This window comes from Yersinia mollaretii ATCC 43969, assembly GCF_013282725.1.
Taxonomy (GTDB): domain Bacteria; phylum Pseudomonadota; class Gammaproteobacteria; order Enterobacterales; family Enterobacteriaceae; genus Yersinia; species Yersinia mollaretii.
The window spans coordinates 3,540,086-3,557,286 of sequence record NZ_CP054043.1 but is presented as its reverse complement, the minus strand read 5'-3'; the positions used below and the strand labels follow the sequence as shown (position 1 = coordinate 3,557,286).

The window sequence follows — 17,201 nt, the reverse complement described above, 5'->3', positions numbered from 1 at the left end:
TGAGAGCGTGGGGAAGAGAATTTATTCAGTATCATCCTGATCCTCATTGCCTTCTATCGGGCAGGTAAATCCTTCTGGCTTAATCGCCAACAAATCACATTTAAGATGGTCGATCACATGTTCTGTGGTGTTGCCGATAAAGGCGGCAGACAACCCGGTGCGCCCTAACGTCCCTAGTACCACCACACCCGCCCGTAAATGCTCAGCCAAATCAGGAATAACCTCTTCAGGTAAGCCTTTTTCGACGTGTGTGAATTTCTCATCAATGCCAAACTGTTGGCGCAAGGCTTTCATCGCCACCAAATGCTGACCACGAATAGCATCGTTATAGACACTCGGGTCAAAATCAGGCAGCTCAATGGCGATATTAATCGGCGTGACCGGATAGGCGCTAATCAAATGTACTTGAGTTTGGTTGACGTTCTCGGCGAGTTCGAGGGTCTCTTTGACCAACCGCAGATTGAGCGGGTCATGAAGTGGGTCTTCGCTTGAGAGGTTGACGGCCACCAGCGCGGTGCCACCCTCCGGCCAAGGCTGATCTTTGACCATCCAGACGGGGCAGGGACATTTGCGCAATAAGTGCCAGTCAGTTGGCGTAAAGATGATGGATTCCAGTCGATCATGTTGATGCGCCATTTTCAGCAACAAATCGTGCTTGGCTTTCAGGACTTCCTGAATAATGGCTTCATAGGGGCGGTTATGCCACACCACTTTGATTTCAATTGGGATACCGGCATCCAGATAAAACCGACACTGCTCACTTATCCAAGCTGAACGCTGGCTAATAACCCCTTTACGCATTGCGGTGCGCTCATCAGGCGACAGCAGGGTGGTCATATCATATGACAGATCATAAATAGGCAAAAATGCTTTGATTGTGCCGCCATTGCGCTGCACAAGGTAAACTGCACGTCTTAATGCAGGTTGATCATCCTGATTGGGGTCAATAGCAACCAGAATATTCTGATACTTTGCCATAGAGTCTCCTTACAACCGTGAATTAACAGTATGTTAGTTAAAGAGTAAACCATGAAAGTGAAAGAGGATAGGTGGGAGAGAGAACCAGACCAATTAAATTGATCTGGTCAACAATAGCACTACAGGGTAGGTCTTGGATTACCCGCTAACTTGCCCAGAGCTTCGGTATTCTCAATGGTGATGTATTTACCTTTTACACTGAGAATTTCGCTTTTCTGGAAACGACCCAGCAAGCGGCTGATGGTTTCTACTGTCAGACCCAAATAGTTACCGATATCACCCCGTGTCATGGTGAGGCGGAATTCACGCGGAGAGAAGCCACGTTGAGCAAAACGGCGCGAGAGGTTATAGATAAAGGCCGCCAAACGCTCTTCTGCATTCTTTTTCGACAGCAGCAAAATCATGTCTTGATCGCCTTTGATCTCGCCACTCATCAGGCGCATCATCTGCTGACGCAGGTTGGGCATTTTGCCAGATAAGTCATCCAGCGTATCAAATGGGATCTCACAAACCATCGAGGTTTCCAGCGCCTGCGCAAAGCTAGGATGCTGCAAATTGCTGATAGCATCAAAACCGACCAGATCGCCCGCCAGATGGAAACCGGTGATTTGCTCGTCACCCTCTTCGGTGATGGTATAACTTTTTATGGTCCCGGAACGGATGGCGTACAGGGATTTGAGTTCATCACCTGCTTTAAACAGCGCCTGTCCTTTCTGAATAGGTTTTTTCCTTTCAATGATATTGTCGAGCTGATCCAGCTCATGTTCATTTAAGGTAAACGGTATACAGAGCTGGCTGATACTGCAATCCTGACAGTGAATTGCACAACCACCAGACTGAATACGTCGGATTACGCGTTTTTCCGGGATCATAGGGTATTCCCAATAATATTGATATGCGTCAATTTTAACATCTTTTCTTGCATCTGATAAGTGCAAGAATAGTTAGCATCCTAAAAGATAACCCTCATGCATTAATAACCAGCGTTTTCGCTCCACTCCGCCAGCGTAACCCGTCAATGCACCTTGCTGGCCGATCACGCGATGGCAGGGAACCACGATCGAGATAGGATTCAAGCCATTTGCCATGCCAACAGCACGCGACGCCGTCGGGCGGTTAATTCTTTTTGCCAACTCACCATAGGTAATGGTTGCGCCACAGGGAATTTTCCGCAACTCCTGCCAGACTTGACGCTGAAAATCAGTCCCGGCGGTTTTAACCGGTAAATCGTCAATGATGCTCAGCTCACCAGCAAAATAGCGCTGCATACTCTCACTCAGCCCACCGGGATTGCGTTTCTCAACCAGCGTAAAGGTATTCTCGCGGTAGTGATTGCGCAGCAACTTCATTAGGCGCTCATAATGGTCGGTCCAATCAATGGCACGTAACCGATTCTCTTCGTCTGCAATCAGTACCAACTCGCCCTGCGGCGTAGCCATCCGATCAATAAAAAACGTATCCATAACTCTCCGCAATATTGCTGCCATTGGCTGATAAAGATTCTGCTGATAATTATTGCATGAAATAGAGTTCCAAAAGATGCCTATCATGGCACGAAGTTAAAAATTGGCTCTTATCGTGATGACAATCGCATAACCCAGAAAGTTTATTGATCGGGTCAGGGTGGGCGAAACCGCAATTAGCCGTTAGGATGGTGGCTTATTATCAGCATTTTTATTTGCCGCAGAATATTCATTAAGGTTGATAACAACGTGGAATCGGAATCGAAACCTGCACGTATCCTGATCAGCGCCTGCTTGATGGGAAAACCGGTACGCTATAACGGCAGTGCGCTCTCTGTTAGTGATGACATTATTCAGCGCTGGCAGGACGAAGGGCGCTTGGTGTTGGTTTGCCCTGAATTGGCTGCCGGAATGCCGGTCCCCCGTCCACCCGCAGAAATTCAGCAAGGCAACGGTGAGGCTGTGCTGCAAGGGCAGGCGCGGGTGATTGAGCAGTGGGGCAATGATGTCAGCCGTGAATTCCTGCAAGGCGCTTATCAGGCACTGGAATTGGCGCAAAAGCACCATTGCACATTGGCCATCTTGACGGAAGGTAGCCCATCTTGCGGCAGTAGCCGTATCTATGATGGTCATTTTAGCGGCACTCAACGTGCTGGTGAGGGAGTTACCACCGCACTGTTGCGCCGCCACGGTATCCCAGTTTTCAGCCATCTCCAACTTGAGCAAGCGGATGATTTTTTGCGAAGTTCTTCGCAAATTCAGGTTAAAAGCTAATCAAATGTCATAAAATCCCGCTATACTGTACAAATAAACAGTATGCATATGAAATCGTAATTTTAGTCACTTAATCTTCATTGCAATCATTAAGTCGAGGTAACGATATGACATTTAAGATAGTGGAAAAACAGCCGAAAAAAGTCGTTAGTATCCGGCTCATTGGCCCTTACCACGAGACGATCCCATTAGGTTTTAACCAACTTTCATCGCTCTACACCCAACATCAGATCCCCGCGAAAGAGTGGTTGGCACTCTACTGGGACAACCCAGAAACCAATCCGCCTGCTGAATTACGCGCTGATATTTCCTTGTCTGTCGATGATGACTATGTTTTGCCAGCACCACTCAGTGATCAACTGACACTGCAAGAGATCCCCGGCGGGGTGTATGCGGTGTACCACACCCGTGTGACCGATGATGACTACGCTAAAGCCTGGAGTGAGTTGTATCACCAGCATCTGCCGCAAAGTGGTTATCGCCCGGCGGAGGGGGCCTGTTATGAGGTCTACCTCAATGACGGCATGACCGACGGCTACTTTGATATCGATATTTATCAATCCGTCGAGAAAGCGCCTTAATCCGTGGCCGCAGCCGGGCTGGGTAGCTCGGCTGCTGATGCTAGTCACTATCCTTTTATCTCTGCGGTAAGAAATAGCTGACTTAGCCAATCACTAAAAATGCGCACGCGTGGCGAAAGCTGGCGACTGTGCGGATACAAGAAAGAGACGGGCATCGGCGGTGGTGGGAATTCGGGCAGTATCTCAATCAGTGTTCCTGCGGCTAAATCAGGCGCTATGTGATAGCGCGGCACTTGAATCATCCCCAAGCCCAATCGCGCGGCAGCCACGAAACTTTCAGCGCCAGTGACTGATAAAACTGCCGGTAATTTCACTTGTAGAGTTTCAGACGATAAATGTGGCGCTGATAAAGAGTGCGCACTTCTTACTGTTGGATAAGCACCCAACGACGAGTGGGAACTAAACTCAAGTGGCAGCAATCCGCCCGTAGCGCTGGAGCGAAAACCGACCATTTGGTGTCCACTCAACTGGGTCGGCAACTCTGGAGTGCCATGCTGCTCTAAATATTGCGGTGCTGCACAGGTGACTTGTGGCAACAGGGCGACTCGGCGGGCGACCATATCGCTGTCTTGCAAATTACCGACCCGCAATACCCCGTCAATCCCTTCGCGAATCAGATCGACTAGACGATCTCCTTCGCTGATAAATAACTCAATATCAGGGTATTGAGCAATGAAATCAGGTAACTGAGGCAGAACAAAATGGCGGGCCAATGTGCCCTGCACATCGATTCGCAGCAAACCGCGCGGTTTAGCGTGGGCAAATGCCATTTCAGCATCTTCAATGTCGGCAATAATTCGCAGGCAGCGTTGATAGTAAGCCTCCCCATCCAGTGTGGGGCTGACATGACGGGTCGTTCTCTGTAATAAACGCACATTTAAGCGCTTTTCAAGCTGCTTAATAGCATCCGTCACTGTGGAGCGCGGCAAGTTTAAATCTTGTGCGGTTTGGGTAAAACTGCGCTGCTCTACTACCCTGATAAACACCCGCATTGCATCTATTCTGTCCACGTTATTGTTCGCTTTATTCGGATAGTATTATCGAATAATAGGGGATTATCCGAAACAGTAAAAGTGGCATTCTCTGTTTGCGGATTTGAGCTGACATGTTCCACATCGATTAATGGCAGCCAATGAATCACCACTCATTATTAAACGTAGATTTAGGAGAATATCATGGTGAATACCACTCAGCAGGTTGCCATTGTCACTGGGGCATCACGGGGAATTGGTGCGGCCATCGCGGAACGTTTGGCGCAGGATGGTTACACCGTGCTAATCAACTATTCACGAGGCGATAGTGAAGCTGAAGCATTGGTACGCAAAATTCAGCAAGCGGGCGGTAATGCCTTGAGTGCGAAAGCGGATATCAGTGATGCCGCCGCCGTGGCACAACTTTTTGCGACGGCGGAAGCGGCGTTTGGTGGTGTCGATGTGCTGGTCAATAATGCCGGGATCATGTCTCTCAGTGCGATTGCCGACAGTGATGATGCGCATTTCGATCGCCAGATTACCATTAATCTGAAAGGGAGCTTTAACGGGATGCGGGAAGCGGCTAAACGCCTCAGAGCCGGAGGTCGCATTGTTAACTTTTCGACCAGTGTGGTGGGGTTGAAACTGGAAAAATATGGGGTGTATGCCGCAACCAAAGCGGCGGTTGAAACCATGACGGCAATTCTGGCAAAAGAGTTACGGGGTCGTAATATTACGGTCAACGCAGTGGCTCCGGGGCCAACCGCGACGGACCTATTCCTCAACGGAAAATCACCGGAACTGATTGAAAAAATGGCAAAAATGGCACCACTGGAAAGATTGGGCACCCCAGAAGATATTGCGGCCGCAGTGGCCTTTCTGGTGGGTAAAGATGGCGGCTGGATCAATGGGCAAGTGCTGCGTGCCAACGGCGGTTTGATTTAGCGCCTATGGTGCTACCGTAAAGAGAGTGTCAGGGGGAGGCTGAAAGAATAAGGGAAAATAATTAATCGCGACTGTCATAAAAGCGTCATTCGTCTGTTCTAGTATCCGTTGTAACCAATTAATACAAATTGTATTACTGTTTTACAACAAGGAATTATATTGATGCAGAACCGCAAATCCCCTTTTATCCGTCGCCATCCATTATCCGTGATCGCGCTATCCGCCCTGATGCTAAGCAGCACCCTGTTGACACCCAATGCTGTTGCTGCCGCCACGGGTTTATATGATCGCAGTGCCCAAGGCGATATCACACAATTGGGAGGTGCGCGTCGCCTGACGGGCGATCAAACTCAAGCGCTGCGTGATTCACTCTCCAACAAAACAGTAAAAAATGTCATTTTACTGATTGGTGATGGCATGGGGGATTCAGAAATTACCTCGGCACGTAACTATGCCATGGGGGCGGGCGGTTTCTTTAAAGGGATCGATGCACTACCACTGACAGGGCAATACACCCACTATTCATTAGACAAGAAAACGCAAAAACCGGATTACGTGACTGACTCCGCCGCGTCTGCTACGGCATGGTCATCCGGCGTGAAAACCTATAATGGTGCTCTGGGTGTCGATGTGTTTGGGAAAGATCACGTCACTTTGTTGGAACTGGCTAAGAAAGCGGGTAAAGCGACCGGTAACGTCTCTACGGCGGAGTTGCAAGATGCCACACCGGCGGCGCAGTTTGCTCACGTCACTGGGAGAAAGTGCTACGGCCCTGAAGAGACCAGTGAGAAGTGCGGCACCAATGCACTGGAAAATGGTGGGCGCGGCTCCATTACCGAGCAGATGATCGCCGGGCGTGCTGATGTCACTTTAGGGGGCGGCGCTAAATCCTTCAGTCAAGTTGCCAAAGCCGGCGAATGGAAAGACAAATCCTTACGTGACCAAGCCTTGGCCCGTGGTTATGTGATTGTCGAAAATCTTGATGACCTGAATGCCATCAAGCAAGCAGACCAACAAAAACCCCTGTTAGGGTTGTTCAGCCCTGGCAATATGCCGGTGCGCTGGCAGGGGCCGAAAGCCTCCTACCACGGCAATTTGGACAAACCGCCGGTGGTTTGTGAGAACAATGCCGAGCGAACCAAAGACGTCCCAACATTGGCTGTTATGACTGAAAAAGCGATTGACCTACTGAAAACCAATGAGAAGGGCTTCTTCTTGCAAGTAGAAGGGGCATCAATTGATAAGCAAGACCACGCAGCTAATCCTTGCGGCCAGTTTGGCGAAACCGTCGATTTGGATGAAGCGGTGCAAAAAGCCTTGGAGTTTGCTCGTGCTGACGGAAATACATTGGTGATTGTGACGGCGGACCACGCACACTCCAGCCAAATTATCGAAGCTGATGCTAAAGCGCCGGGCTTGACCCAAGCATTAACCACCAAAGATGGTGCTGTCATGGCGATAAGCTATGGTAACTCTGAAGATGATTCGCAGGGGCACACCGGTACACAATTACGTATCGCCGCTTACGGGCCACACGCCGCCAACGTCGTAGGGCTGACGGATCAAACGGATCTGTTCTTTACGATGCGCGATGCGATGGCGATTAAATAAATCGTCATCCGTTTCAGCTAGACTATCCCGGTGCAGCAATGGCCGGGATTTTTAGTTTTTACCGAGAAAACGCCGCCATGTCAGTGTCATTGCTGGGGTATTTAGCGCCGGGTTATACCATCAATACCTATTATTGCGGGCTTCGAAATCCATTGTCTGAACACAAACGGTCAGTAATAAAACCCAATAATTCTATTTTCCCCAAACACAGATAGGGCTAGCCAAAAGCGACGGAATTTATGCCATAGCGGTAGAGACTTTACTAGCTGAATGCATAATCAACTGGCATAATTGCTTTATTAGGGACTTCAGCCTACTGTATTGATGTGCAAATAATATTTAAATTAAAACACTGACTTATTATTTAACCTATAAATTTGACTTAAGTACAAATTAAGGGTTTTTACTGTGCTTTTATAAAAATTAAATAATGTGTAAAAGACTTTTTTATTAAAAATTGCCATTAACGGCAGTATAAAAATGACCAGTTTAAGATAGGGGCATATAAAGCATCGTGGCGAAGAAAAAATCTACCGGTACTGGCTGGGTTATCCTACTGATAGTCGTTTTAGGGCTGATCACGGGTATCCCAAGAGAAGCGTGGATTGCACTGAGTGCGGCTATTTTATGCCTCTTTTTTGTTTGGCAAAACCTCAAAGGGGCTAAGCCCCGCCTCGGTCCAGTGATTAACACTGACATGCAGAAAACGGCAGCCATCCCCGATCTGGGCGATTACCCGCTAACCCCTTCGCAGTTGGAACTTGAGAATACCACTGACAGTCATAACGCTACCTCAAATCCACCCGAGGAAGAGAACAAGAAGTCTGACGCGAAAAAGTCCGAAATATCCCGTGGTTCCTTAGCTCGCGCATCATGGCTGCGTCCCGGTGAGCTGGCTGTTGTTGCTGGAATCAATTTGCCGGATGGCATGATTTATATTGGTAATAAATATAAAAGTAACCGTACTGGTGCCGAGCCTGCATTTATTAATCCCTCAATGGATGTCGCGGAACAAGAGGTCGATACCTCATTATCCCTGATTGATAATGCGCCTGACTACTCGACATGCTCACCGGAGGCGAGGCGAGCCTATTTGCAGTGGTTAGCCGAAGGCCGTAAATCGCCCACGGCACACATTGGCTATGTTTTCTTATTTTTCTATGGGCTAGAGCACCGAATACTGGTTGATGCCGCCATAGATCCCGTGGCGAAAAGAGAACTGCCCAAGCTTGAGGCGGAGATTAACCGTCTATTAAGCATTTATGGGAAAAATAACGCCTTCAACCATTACGCACAGAATTTATTAGTTTATCTCTCTCGAGTGAATATCGAGGAGAAACTCTATTTGTCACCTCCACCACCCACTCGTGATTCGTCAACGGAGCTGCCACTGGCATTGCTGGTTGGGTTAGGGCAGTTAGCCATTGACCAGAAACCCTTACCCGCCGCTTGGGCGCTAGCTTGGGGCGAAGCCGATCCGGCAATAAACCAAAATATTTCGATGGCCCATTGCGCTGATATTTTTTCCTCACTCTTCCAGCAACGTTATCGTGAGAAATATGGTGATGGATTTTTATTACCCGTTAATAAAACCAAGTTACTGATATTTTATCGTCCTGCTTCTGCGGGGTTAATGGGGCAAGAGTTTTTCCAGCAAATGGGTGAACTGCCGAATGTCGCCGTGTGTAAAGCACACCGAGATAAACTTCGGGCAATATTTGAAACATGTCAGCAGGATCTCGATATTTATAACCGCTTTGCCAGTGTTAACCCAAAGAAAAAAATGTCGCTGGAAGGGCAGTTATTAATGCCAATGCCATTGTGGTCCGTGGCATTAAAAACCGAATTAGAAAGTATCAAAGCCAGAGTGGGTTATGGCCTGTTACTGATTACCCTTGAAGAGATTTTTCTTCGACTCAGCACCGCGTGTGGCACTAAACCCTTGGAGCGCATCACCCGCAGTCAGGTGATGGCACTGACTTTTGCACTGGCCTCATTGCAAGTTGGCATTGAACCTGATGTCAGAGCGGATAACCGCACGCCGGTGTTGCAAGATACCGTGGCACTCTTTCCTATCGAATCGATGGTGGCGGAGTCTGCGACCTTTGCCGCATATCGTGTCACAATGTTGGCGGTGGAGCTGGCTTGTGCTGCAGTCATGGTCGATGGCTCTATCGGCGAGCCTGAATCGATGGTTCTGACTCGACACATTGATGCCTGGGGTTATCTGAGTCCGGGTCAGCGTATGCGCCTAAAAGCCTATCTGCAACCGGGCATCAGAAAGAATAACACCTTGTTAGCGCTGAAAAATAATCTTGAGCCGCTCTCGCTGGAGAATCGTCGGGCTATTGCGCGTTTTCTGGCACATTTAATTCAAGTTGAGGGAACCATCACCCCGCAAGAGGTTAAATTCCTTGAACGTGTGTATAAGCGTTTTGCCTTAGACAGCAAGCTAGTTTATACCGACCTTGATAGCCGAGCGACGCCAATGACATTAAGTCTACCGTCGCCAACGTCCGAAGTGATTAATAATACCGATCGGATTAATCTGCTAAAAAATGAAAGTCTGGAATTGGTCAAACTGCTTGAAAATCTGTTTGTCACCGATAACGTTGTTGCCCAGACTCCGGAAGAGATTAATCCACAGTCAATGGCGGCCATCTCGGCTAATTTGGCTGATAGCACAGTCACATTCTTGAAGTTACTTATTTCTCGTGACACTTGGGAACGTGAGAAGTTGGTTGATATTGCGACAGATATGGAGGTTAAACTCGATGATGCTCTGGTTGAGATTAACCGCAAAATATTAGCCGTATTTGATGTCCCGCTCATCACCGGCGAGACGACGATTGCGATAAACCGTGATATTTCCGCAGCACTGCTTATAGGATAATGAGTGCTGTTTACTTTAGTGGGAAGGGCTGTGTAGCTTGAGCTGAGCGGCAATAGTCGCTACCATAGCGCGCCTAATGATGTCAGAGAGATAAGAGTCATGAAATACCAATGGATATTGTTCGATGCGGATGAAACATTATTTCACTTTGATGCATATCAAGGGCTAAAGCTGATGTTTTCGCGCTTTAATGTGGATTTCTCCGCGCAGGATTTCGATCATTATCAACTGGTGAATAAACCGCTGTGGGTTGATTATCAAGACGGAAAGATCTCTGCTACCGAATTACAAAACACCCGTTTTGAAATGTGGGCGGAAAAATTAGGTGTAGCAGCGACACGCCTGAACAGTGAGTTTTTAGTGGCGATGGCTGATATCTGTTCATTGCTACCCGGCGCACGTGAATTGGTTGATGCGCTGAGTGGTAAAGTGAAGATGGGCATCATTACCAATGGTTTTACCGGGTTGCAAACCCTCCGTTTAGAGCGCACGGGTTTAAAAGATATCTTTTCCCCACTTATTATTTCTGAGGAAGTCGGTGCGGCTAAACCTGATGTTGCGATATTTGAGTATGCTTTTAATTTAATGAATCATCCGGCGAAAGAACAGATCCTGATGGTGGGTGATAACCTCCACTCAGATATTCAAGGCGGTATTAATGCAGGCATTGATACCTGCTGGCTCAATATGCATGGGGCTGCACTGGATGATAATATCTCACCTCGCTATCAAGTCAGTTCATTAGCTGAATTGCAAAAGTTACTATTGGCTTAAAGTTACCACTGGCGTAACTCATCGCCGCACTTTTCTGAGAATAGGGGTCGTTAGCGGCATATCAGCGATAACGGCCAACTTAATATCGTTACCCATTTTGCATCACATTTTATACAGATTATATCCCAGCGATTTTGCTACGTGAGCTACCATTTTTTGCCCGCGAACACTATTACCGATAGGATCTAATGGCGGTGAAAAACCCGCAATAGCCATAACACCAGGAACCACCGCTAATATTCCCCCTCCGACACCACTTTTTCCCGGTAGACCGACATTGTATGCCCAGTCACCTGAGCTGCCATATAAGCCCTCCATGGTCATCTCGGCCAAAATAAAGGGAATGTGGCTGGCCGTAAGTACCCGTAACTTACTGATAGGATTAATACCAGCAGCGGCAAAAGTTGCGCCAATAGTCGCCAGCTCAATCGTATTCAGCAACGTTGAGCATTGACGGGTATAAACTTCGCAAGCCTCCATCGGGTCACAATACAGCGTCCCGGCAGAATAGAGTAACCAGGCGATTGCACGGTTGTGGAAATTCGTTGTTTGTTCTGATTGGTTGACATCGTCGGACAAGCTAATGGGCGCCCCGGATAATTGTTGCTGGATTTGCAGAATATTCTTCCAACGAGTCTCTTTATCATTGGCTTGAATAATGCTCACGGTGGACATTGCACCGGCATTGACCAACGGCGATAGTGGATTTCCTTGATGTAATTCGAGTGCGATGACTGAATTAAACGGCAAACCCGTAGGATCAGCACCGACTTTTTCTTGTACCATTTTGGGGCCAATATCTTCCAGCGCCAGCGCGAGTGTCCCTATTTTAGAGATAGATTCGATGGCAAAACGATATTCAGTATCACCCGCCGCAATAATATCACCATCAGTGGTCACGACCGCCAAGCCGACTAATGTCGAAGGGACACTGGCCAGATAGGGAATATAATTGGCATTACTGCCACCCTCAGTAGTTGAATATTGCCGATGCGCTTTATTGACGCTGTGTTGCAATACTTTTAAGTCAGGTTTCATCATCCCACTCCACAGTGAATTACCATTGTCGGCTAGCTTATTGTTCTGCTTTTTCAGAGATTAAAACCGGGTTTTGACCATCAGCGGTAATATCGCTCTTAACCATTGGCGACTCTGCGGGAAGGCCGGGATGGCTATTTGCCGTTTGCCAAGTAAAAGGGGCAAAATCCGTTTTTTCATCACGCCAATGAGGTTTACGCGCTGCATAAATCAGGAGTGGCAAGATAAAGAAGAATAGGGTGGCGATAATTAATATACCGACATAAGTTTTTGGGCTGCCAATGGCAATTTGACTCGGCGGAACAAAACTGAGTAGGAAAACCACTATTGAGCCAATCCATCCAGCGCCACCAATTATCCACATGCCAATATCACCACCAGGAATTCGATAAGGGCGAGGGCGCTGTGATTGGCTGTAGCGCAGATAAATAGCTGAGCTAAACATCAGAATATACATAATAAGATACAGAATTACGGTTAATTGGCTGAGGATTTGGAATGCCGCTTGCACTGAAGGTAAAATCACAAAAATTATTGATAGCAGTGAGACGATGAGCGCCTGTAATAATAAAATATGTGTTGCCATGTCATTCTTATTAGTATGTTGCCACCACCGAGGCAAATAGCCCGCTTTTGCCACGGTCAATAACCCAGTTGAAGGGCCACCGACCCAGGTTACCACTCCTGCTAATACCCCGATAGCCAGAGCGATAGCCATGACAGGGCTGAGCCAAGGTAATCCGGCCCATCGAAACATATCTGAATAAGCGACCAGAATACTTTGGGTTAGATTAATGTCGGCTTTCGGGATAATGAATGCGATGGCAAGGGTGCCGAATACAAAAATAATCACTGTCCCGAATGCAGATAACATAATGGCGATGGGATAATTACGATTAGGATTCTCCACATCCTTAACATGAATCGCATTCATTTCCATACCGGCATAGAACAGGAAAATACTTGCGGCCAAAACAACATTGTTAAAATTAGTAAAGTCGGGAATGACTTCATCCCATGTCAGCGTTATCTGTGGTGTCCCGCCGCCAAATAGGTAAGAGAATCCCAAAATAATCAAAATAATAGCCGGAATGATAGTGCCGATAACACCACCCCATTTGGAGACTTTGGCAAAGGTGGCGACCCCTTTAAATGCAATAAAGGTCGCCAGCCAATAGACAATTAATACAATACCCAGCACAAAGAATTTATTGGCGGATAACGCTTCATCCCAGCGCTGATTTGGGCCGGTAAAAGCGAGGGCAACCGCCGCAAAAGTTAATACTGTCGGGAACCAAACGGTGACTTCTATCCATAACATAAACATCGCTAAAAATGCCCAGCGTGGGCCAAATGCTTCGCCGACCCAGCGGAAAACACCCCCTTTCTCGGGCCAGCCAGTTGCTAATTCAGCTGCCACCAAAGAGACTGGAATAAGAAAGAAAATGGCAGCGAAGATATAATAAAAAATAGAACTTAATCCGTATTCAGCTTCAGCAGGTAAACCTCTTAAACTGACAACGGCAACAATATTCATAATAGCCAGTGTGGCGATACCGAGCTTCTTTTGGGCCACAGGCTTGAGCTGATTATTTGTCATAGACATCCATCCTTTAATTTTGGCAATTAAATCGGCAATCTCTATGTGTGCTTGAAGCTATTCTGGTGGGCCACGCCATGGAGTTCGGGGTGCTCATGCAAATATTGGAGTGAACATTTAAAGTCATCCACTAACAGTGCGGCAAAATCCATTTCGAATCCACGACGACACATAATTCGCATCACCACAATATCACTGGCATGGCCAGTCAGTGTAAATGCAGGCACTTGCCAACCTCGTAGCCTTAATCTCTCGGAGAGGTCATACAAGGTATAACCCGTTTTAGCCCCCTCTTTAATTTTAAAACACACGGCGGGTAATCCCTCTTTAGGGTCACCTGTGCAAATAAATTCATAGGGCCCCAGTGGTGCAATCGTCTGGCTTAAGAAATGCGCGACCTGATAGGCAGCTTGCTGAACTTTGGTATAACCCTCACGGCCCAATCGGATAAACTCATAATATTGAGAAATAACTTGTCCGGCAGGACGGGAGAAATTGATAGCAAAAGTACCTATTTGCCCACCGAGATAATCAACTTTAAAGACCAGTTCATCGGGTAGCGCAGCTTGGTCACGCCAGATAACCCAGCCGCAACCCAGTGGGGCCAAACCATATTTATGTCCTGAAGCGCTGATGGATTTCACTCTGGGGAGGCGAAAATCCCATTTGATCTCTGATGCAACGAACGGTGCGAGGAAACCACCACTCGCGGCATCCACATGGATATCAATATCCAACCCTTTCTCTTTGTGTAGCTTATCCAAGGCCTCGTGCAGAGGTTCAGGAAATTCATAGTTTCCTGTATAGGTCACGCCGAAAGTCGGGACTACCCCTATGGTATTTTCATCACAAGCAGCAACCATACGCTTCGCATCCATAAAGTAATTCCCCGGTTCCATGGGGATCTCACGGATTTCGACATCCCAATAACGTGCAAATTTGTGCCAGCACACCTGAACAGGGCCGCAGACCAGATTAGGTTTGTCGATGGGTTTACCCGCAGCCAATTGCTTTTTACGCCAGCGCCATTTCATCGCCATGCCCCCTAACATGCAGGCTTCGGATGAACCTATGGTGTTGGTTCCTGTGGCTTGCCCGTTAATTGATTTTGGTGCATGCCAGAGATCAGCCAGCATATTGACACAACGTAAATCAATGGCCGCTGATTGCGGATACTCTTCTTTATCAATCCAGTTTTTATTAATGGAAAGATCCATTAACTTATGAACGTAGTCATCATCCCAAGTTTGACAAAAGGTGGCTAAATTTTGGCGTGCATTACCATCTAAAAAAAGTTCATCACTAATAATTTGAAAAGCAATATCATCACGCATCTCTTTTAAAGGGAAATGTGTGGACTCTGCAATATGGCGAGAGGCTTGAGAACCAAACCGGGAGTCCAATAATTCTTCCTGTAATTTATTTGCGGTGTTACTAATCATAATTCAATAGCCGTCTTGTATGAATGAGTATTTTAACCGTAGACGGGTAAATTATATGACGCAAGCTTAGAAATGATTTTAATGAAGTGATTTTTGTTATCTGGCTTATTATTTTTGTTATTTCTACTCTATTTCTTTAAATATAACTTACTAATTTTTGTTCTGATACTGAAATAGTAAATTACCATTCATATTTTAAAGTGGAAAATAGTTTTTACAAACTAATTTCATTGGTAACAAAAGGTGTATTTTTTTTCTGGAAGAGAGTCATCTTTGTTATTTTCCATAACACACCAAATCTATCAAGTCATGTTTTGTTGACGCAATGTTTAAAAATTAAACATTAAAATAAAGTCTCGTAGATTGTGATTAAGCAGTCGTTTGGAACTTGGATTGATCTTGGATTATTGATTTTTGATCTTGGATTAAGAGTGCAGAAGGGACTTATGCATAAATTATTGACTGTTATTTTAGTTGCGCCTTTAGTGGGATGTAGTGCAAAAAATAGTACTATTGAGACTGCTAACATTGATAATTACACCACAAACCGAATTGCCAATATAATAGAAACACAGGTAAAAAATGTTGATGCCACCCATCAAAGTGAAATAATTAACCGAGTGTCTGCTGAGTTTTTAGGAACCCCTTATAAAGCGGATGTTCTTATCGGTTCACCCACGGAACCTGAGAAGTTAGTTGTGAATTTCGACGGATTGGATTGTTTTACCTACCTCGATTATGTTAATGCATTACGTCAATCGGGGAGTGAGTCTGACTTTTTTAAAAAACTGATCAGTACACGCTATATTAATAATGACATTAGTTACACGCATCGAAAACATTTTTTTACTGATTGGTCGCACCGACAACCTTTAAATGCCCGAGATGTCACAGCACAAATTAGCTCTCACACCGTGGTTGTGACTAAATATTTGAATCAAAGAGAGAATGGCAGTGAGTTCATCCCGACGTTAGGCATTGTTAAACGGGATGTCAGTTATATCCCTGCTGAGTTTGTCAATGATGAGGTTATAAGTCATTTAAAAACGGGTGACTACATTGGTATTTACACCAAAATTAAAGGGTTGGATGTTACTCATACAGGGATTTTTATCATGACCCCCAATGGCGCAGTGCTGCGCAATGCATCTTCAATGAAGAAAAACATGAAAGTCGTTGATTCAACCTTTGTGCCATATGTCAAAAACACACCTGGGATTATTGTTCTCAGAGCGTTGTGATTTTGAATTAAAGATAGGTTTTTTGGACATTAGCTGTTTTATCTGGATGAAAAGAAATGAATAGGACTCATTAATATAGATTGGCTGATATTAAGGCCACAAGGAGTTTCATATGTATATGATTGACTATAATAGTTTTCGTTCTGTTAAATCGTTTAACTCACGAGTGCGATTCTTAGTTTTGCATTACACTGCTGAAAACTTTGAAGGCTCAGTAAAGTCCCTCACAGGTGATAACGTCAGTGTTCAATATTTGGTGCCAGACATCACTGATGAAGGTTATATCCACGCCGGATTTAACGATATGCGGATATTTAACTTGGTGGATGAAAATGCACGAGCATGGCATGCGGGGGTTAGTAGCTGGGCTGAGCGCACTAATCTTAATGACACGTCCATTGGTATTGAAATCGTTAATTTGGCGAGTGATAAAGAGGGCGTTTGGGATTTCCCCCCTTATCCCATCGAACAGATTGCCGCCGTGAAACAACTGGCAGCCAATATCCTACAACGCTACCCCGATATCACTCCAGTCAATGTCGTGGCCCATTCTGATATTGCTCCGACTCGCAAGAGTGACCCCGGCCCCATGTTCCCTTGGCAAGAGTTGTATGAAGAGGGCATTGGTGCTTGGTATGACATCGATACCAAAGAGAAGTTTATTCAGGAATTTACTGAGGAGGGGCTGCCGGCAAAAGATGAATTGGTCACGCATTTTGGCACTTATGGTTATGATGCCAGTATTGCCAGCAGTGAAGCTGGCTACCAATATCTGGTGCGGGCATTTCAATTACACTTTAGGCCGAGCAATTACGATGGTGAGGTTGATATTGAAACCGCCGCTATTTTGTATGCGTTAGTCGAAAAATACCTCCTGATTCTGTAACTAT

Annotated in this window: 15 protein-coding genes; 8 read left to right on the top strand and 7 right to left on the bottom strand. The window is 46.3% G+C overall.

What is annotated here, in order from left to right; genetic code table 11:
* Positions 1-21: 21 nt before the first annotated feature.
* From uspE to ogt, 3 genes are all read right to left on the bottom strand, one after another.
* Entirely contained in the window at positions 22-978 is a 957-nt protein-coding gene (gene uspE / locus HRD69_RS15850; RefSeq protein ID WP_004874330.1) for a universal stress protein UspE, read from the bottom strand.
* A gap of 119 nt (positions 979-1,097) precedes the next feature.
* Positions 1,098-1,850 (bottom strand): fumarate/nitrate reduction transcriptional regulator Fnr, encoded by a 753-nt coding sequence (locus tag HRD69_RS15845; RefSeq protein WP_004874331.1) that lies wholly within the window; start codon positions 1,848-1,850, stop codon positions 1,098-1,100.
* A gap of 72 nt (positions 1,851-1,922) precedes the next feature.
* Positions 1,923-2,441 carry a methylated-DNA--[protein]-cysteine S-methyltransferase gene (gene ogt, locus HRD69_RS15840; protein WP_032813666.1) on the bottom strand — a complete coding sequence of 173 codons (519 nt, stop codon included), beginning with the start codon at positions 2,439-2,441 and terminating at the stop codon, positions 1,923-1,925.
* Between the two features lie 297 nt (positions 2,442-2,738).
* On the opposite strand from ogt, the gene HRD69_RS15835 reads away from it, so the two are divergent.
* Entirely contained in the window at positions 2,739-3,215 is a 477-nt protein-coding gene (locus HRD69_RS15835) for a 2-thiouracil desulfurase family protein (protein WP_004874333.1), read from the top strand.
* Positions 3,216-3,322: 107 nt separating this feature from the next.
* The gene (sbmC, locus tag HRD69_RS15830) at positions 3,323-3,796 is read left to right on the top strand and encodes a DNA gyrase inhibitor SbmC (protein ID WP_032813671.1); all 474 of its coding nucleotides are present in this window, start codon (positions 3,323-3,325) and stop codon (positions 3,794-3,796) included.
* Between the two features lie 47 nt (positions 3,797-3,843).
* Here the strand turns inward: sbmC and HRD69_RS15825 are convergent, their stop codons facing one another.
* Positions 3,844-4,806, bottom strand: a complete 963-nt coding sequence (locus HRD69_RS15825) for a LysR family transcriptional regulator (protein WP_004874335.1) — start codon at positions 4,804-4,806, stop codon at positions 3,844-3,846.
* 165 nt (positions 4,807-4,971) lie between these two features.
* On the opposite strand from HRD69_RS15825, the gene HRD69_RS15820 reads away from it, so the two are divergent.
* From HRD69_RS15820 to yjjG, 4 genes are all read left to right on the top strand, one after another.
* A complete protein-coding gene (locus tag HRD69_RS15820; RefSeq protein WP_004874336.1) occupies positions 4,972-5,712 on the top strand; it encodes an SDR family oxidoreductase in 741 nt (246 codons plus the stop codon).
* A 162-nt stretch (positions 5,713-5,874) separates the two neighbouring features.
* A complete protein-coding gene (gene phoA / locus HRD69_RS15815) occupies positions 5,875-7,323 on the top strand; it encodes an alkaline phosphatase (protein WP_004874337.1) in 1,449 nt (482 codons plus the stop codon).
* Positions 7,324-7,837: 514 nt separating this feature from the next.
* Positions 7,838-10,216 carry a tellurite resistance TerB family protein gene (locus HRD69_RS15810; protein ID WP_004874338.1) on the top strand — a complete coding sequence of 793 codons (2,379 nt, stop codon included), beginning with the start codon at positions 7,838-7,840 and terminating at the stop codon, positions 10,214-10,216.
* A 99-nt stretch (positions 10,217-10,315) separates the two neighbouring features.
* Positions 10,316-10,990, top strand: a complete 675-nt coding sequence (yjjG, locus tag HRD69_RS15805) for a pyrimidine 5'-nucleotidase (protein ID WP_004874339.1) — start codon at positions 10,316-10,318, stop codon at positions 10,988-10,990.
* Positions 10,991-11,092: 102 nt separating this feature from the next.
* Here the strand turns inward: yjjG and glsA are convergent, their stop codons facing one another.
* Genes glsA through gad form a run of 3 tightly spaced genes read right to left on the bottom strand, consistent with a single transcriptional unit; the run spans position 11,093 to position 15,070 of the window.
* Positions 11,093-12,028: a glutaminase A gene (gene glsA / locus HRD69_RS15800; protein WP_032813674.1), complete on the bottom strand. Its 936-nt coding sequence runs from the start codon at positions 12,026-12,028 to the stop codon at positions 11,093-11,095.
* A 37-nt stretch (positions 12,029-12,065) separates the two neighbouring features.
* Positions 12,066-13,634: a glutamine/gamma-aminobutyrate antiporter GadC gene (gene gadC / locus HRD69_RS15795; protein ID WP_004874341.1), complete on the bottom strand. Its 1,569-nt coding sequence runs from the start codon at positions 13,632-13,634 to the stop codon at positions 12,066-12,068.
* Between the two features lie 35 nt (positions 13,635-13,669).
* On the bottom strand, positions 13,670-15,070 hold the full coding sequence (gene gad, locus HRD69_RS15790) for a glutamate decarboxylase (protein WP_004874342.1): 1,401 nt from the start codon (positions 15,068-15,070) through the stop codon (positions 13,670-13,672).
* Positions 15,071-15,516: 446 nt separating this feature from the next.
* On the opposite strand from gad, the gene HRD69_RS15785 reads away from it, so the two are divergent.
* Together HRD69_RS15785 and HRD69_RS15780 are read left to right on the top strand one after the other, a co-directional pair.
* Positions 15,517-16,311: a DUF1460 domain-containing protein gene (locus HRD69_RS15785; RefSeq protein WP_004874343.1), complete on the top strand. Its 795-nt coding sequence runs from the start codon at positions 15,517-15,519 to the stop codon at positions 16,309-16,311.
* A gap of 112 nt (positions 16,312-16,423) precedes the next feature.
* Positions 16,424-17,197 carry an N-acetylmuramoyl-L-alanine amidase gene (locus HRD69_RS15780; protein ID WP_032813679.1) on the top strand — a complete coding sequence of 258 codons (774 nt, stop codon included), beginning with the start codon at positions 16,424-16,426 and terminating at the stop codon, positions 17,195-17,197.
* The last annotated feature ends 4 nt before the right edge of the window (positions 17,198-17,201 follow it).

Coding starts and splice junctions, on each gene's coding strand:
- uspE (WP_004874330.1), bottom strand. CDS start 978: ATGGCAAAGTATCAGAATATTCTGGTTGCTATTGACCCCAATCAGGAT.
- HRD69_RS15845 (WP_004874331.1), bottom strand. CDS start 1,850: ATGATCCCGGAAAAACGCGTAATCCGACGTATTCAGTCTGGTGGTTGT.
- ogt (WP_032813666.1), bottom strand. CDS start 2,441: ATGGATACGTTTTTTATTGATCGGATGGCTACGCCGCAGGGCGAGTTG.
- HRD69_RS15835 (WP_004874333.1), top strand. CDS start 2,739: ATGGGAAAACCGGTACGCTATAACGGCAGTGCGCTCTCTGTTAGTGAT.
- sbmC (WP_032813671.1), top strand. CDS start 3,323: ATGACATTTAAGATAGTGGAAAAACAGCCGAAAAAAGTCGTTAGTATC.
- HRD69_RS15820 (WP_004874336.1), top strand. CDS start 4,972: ATGGTGAATACCACTCAGCAGGTTGCCATTGTCACTGGGGCATCACGG.
- phoA (WP_004874337.1), top strand. CDS start 5,875: ATGCAGAACCGCAAATCCCCTTTTATCCGTCGCCATCCATTATCCGTG.
- yjjG (WP_004874339.1), top strand. CDS start 10,316: ATGAAATACCAATGGATATTGTTCGATGCGGATGAAACATTATTTCAC.
- glsA (WP_032813674.1), bottom strand. CDS start 12,028: ATGAAACCTGACTTAAAAGTATTGCAACACAGCGTCAATAAAGCGCAT.
- gadC (WP_004874341.1), bottom strand. CDS start 13,634: ATGTCTATGACAAATAATCAGCTCAAGCCTGTGGCCCAAAAGAAGCTC.
- gad (WP_004874342.1), bottom strand. CDS start 15,070: ATGATTAGTAACACCGCAAATAAATTACAGGAAGAATTATTGGACTCC.
- HRD69_RS15785 (WP_004874343.1), top strand. CDS start 15,517: ATGCATAAATTATTGACTGTTATTTTAGTTGCGCCTTTAGTGGGATGT.
- HRD69_RS15780 (WP_032813679.1), top strand. CDS start 16,424: ATGTATATGATTGACTATAATAGTTTTCGTTCTGTTAAATCGTTTAAC.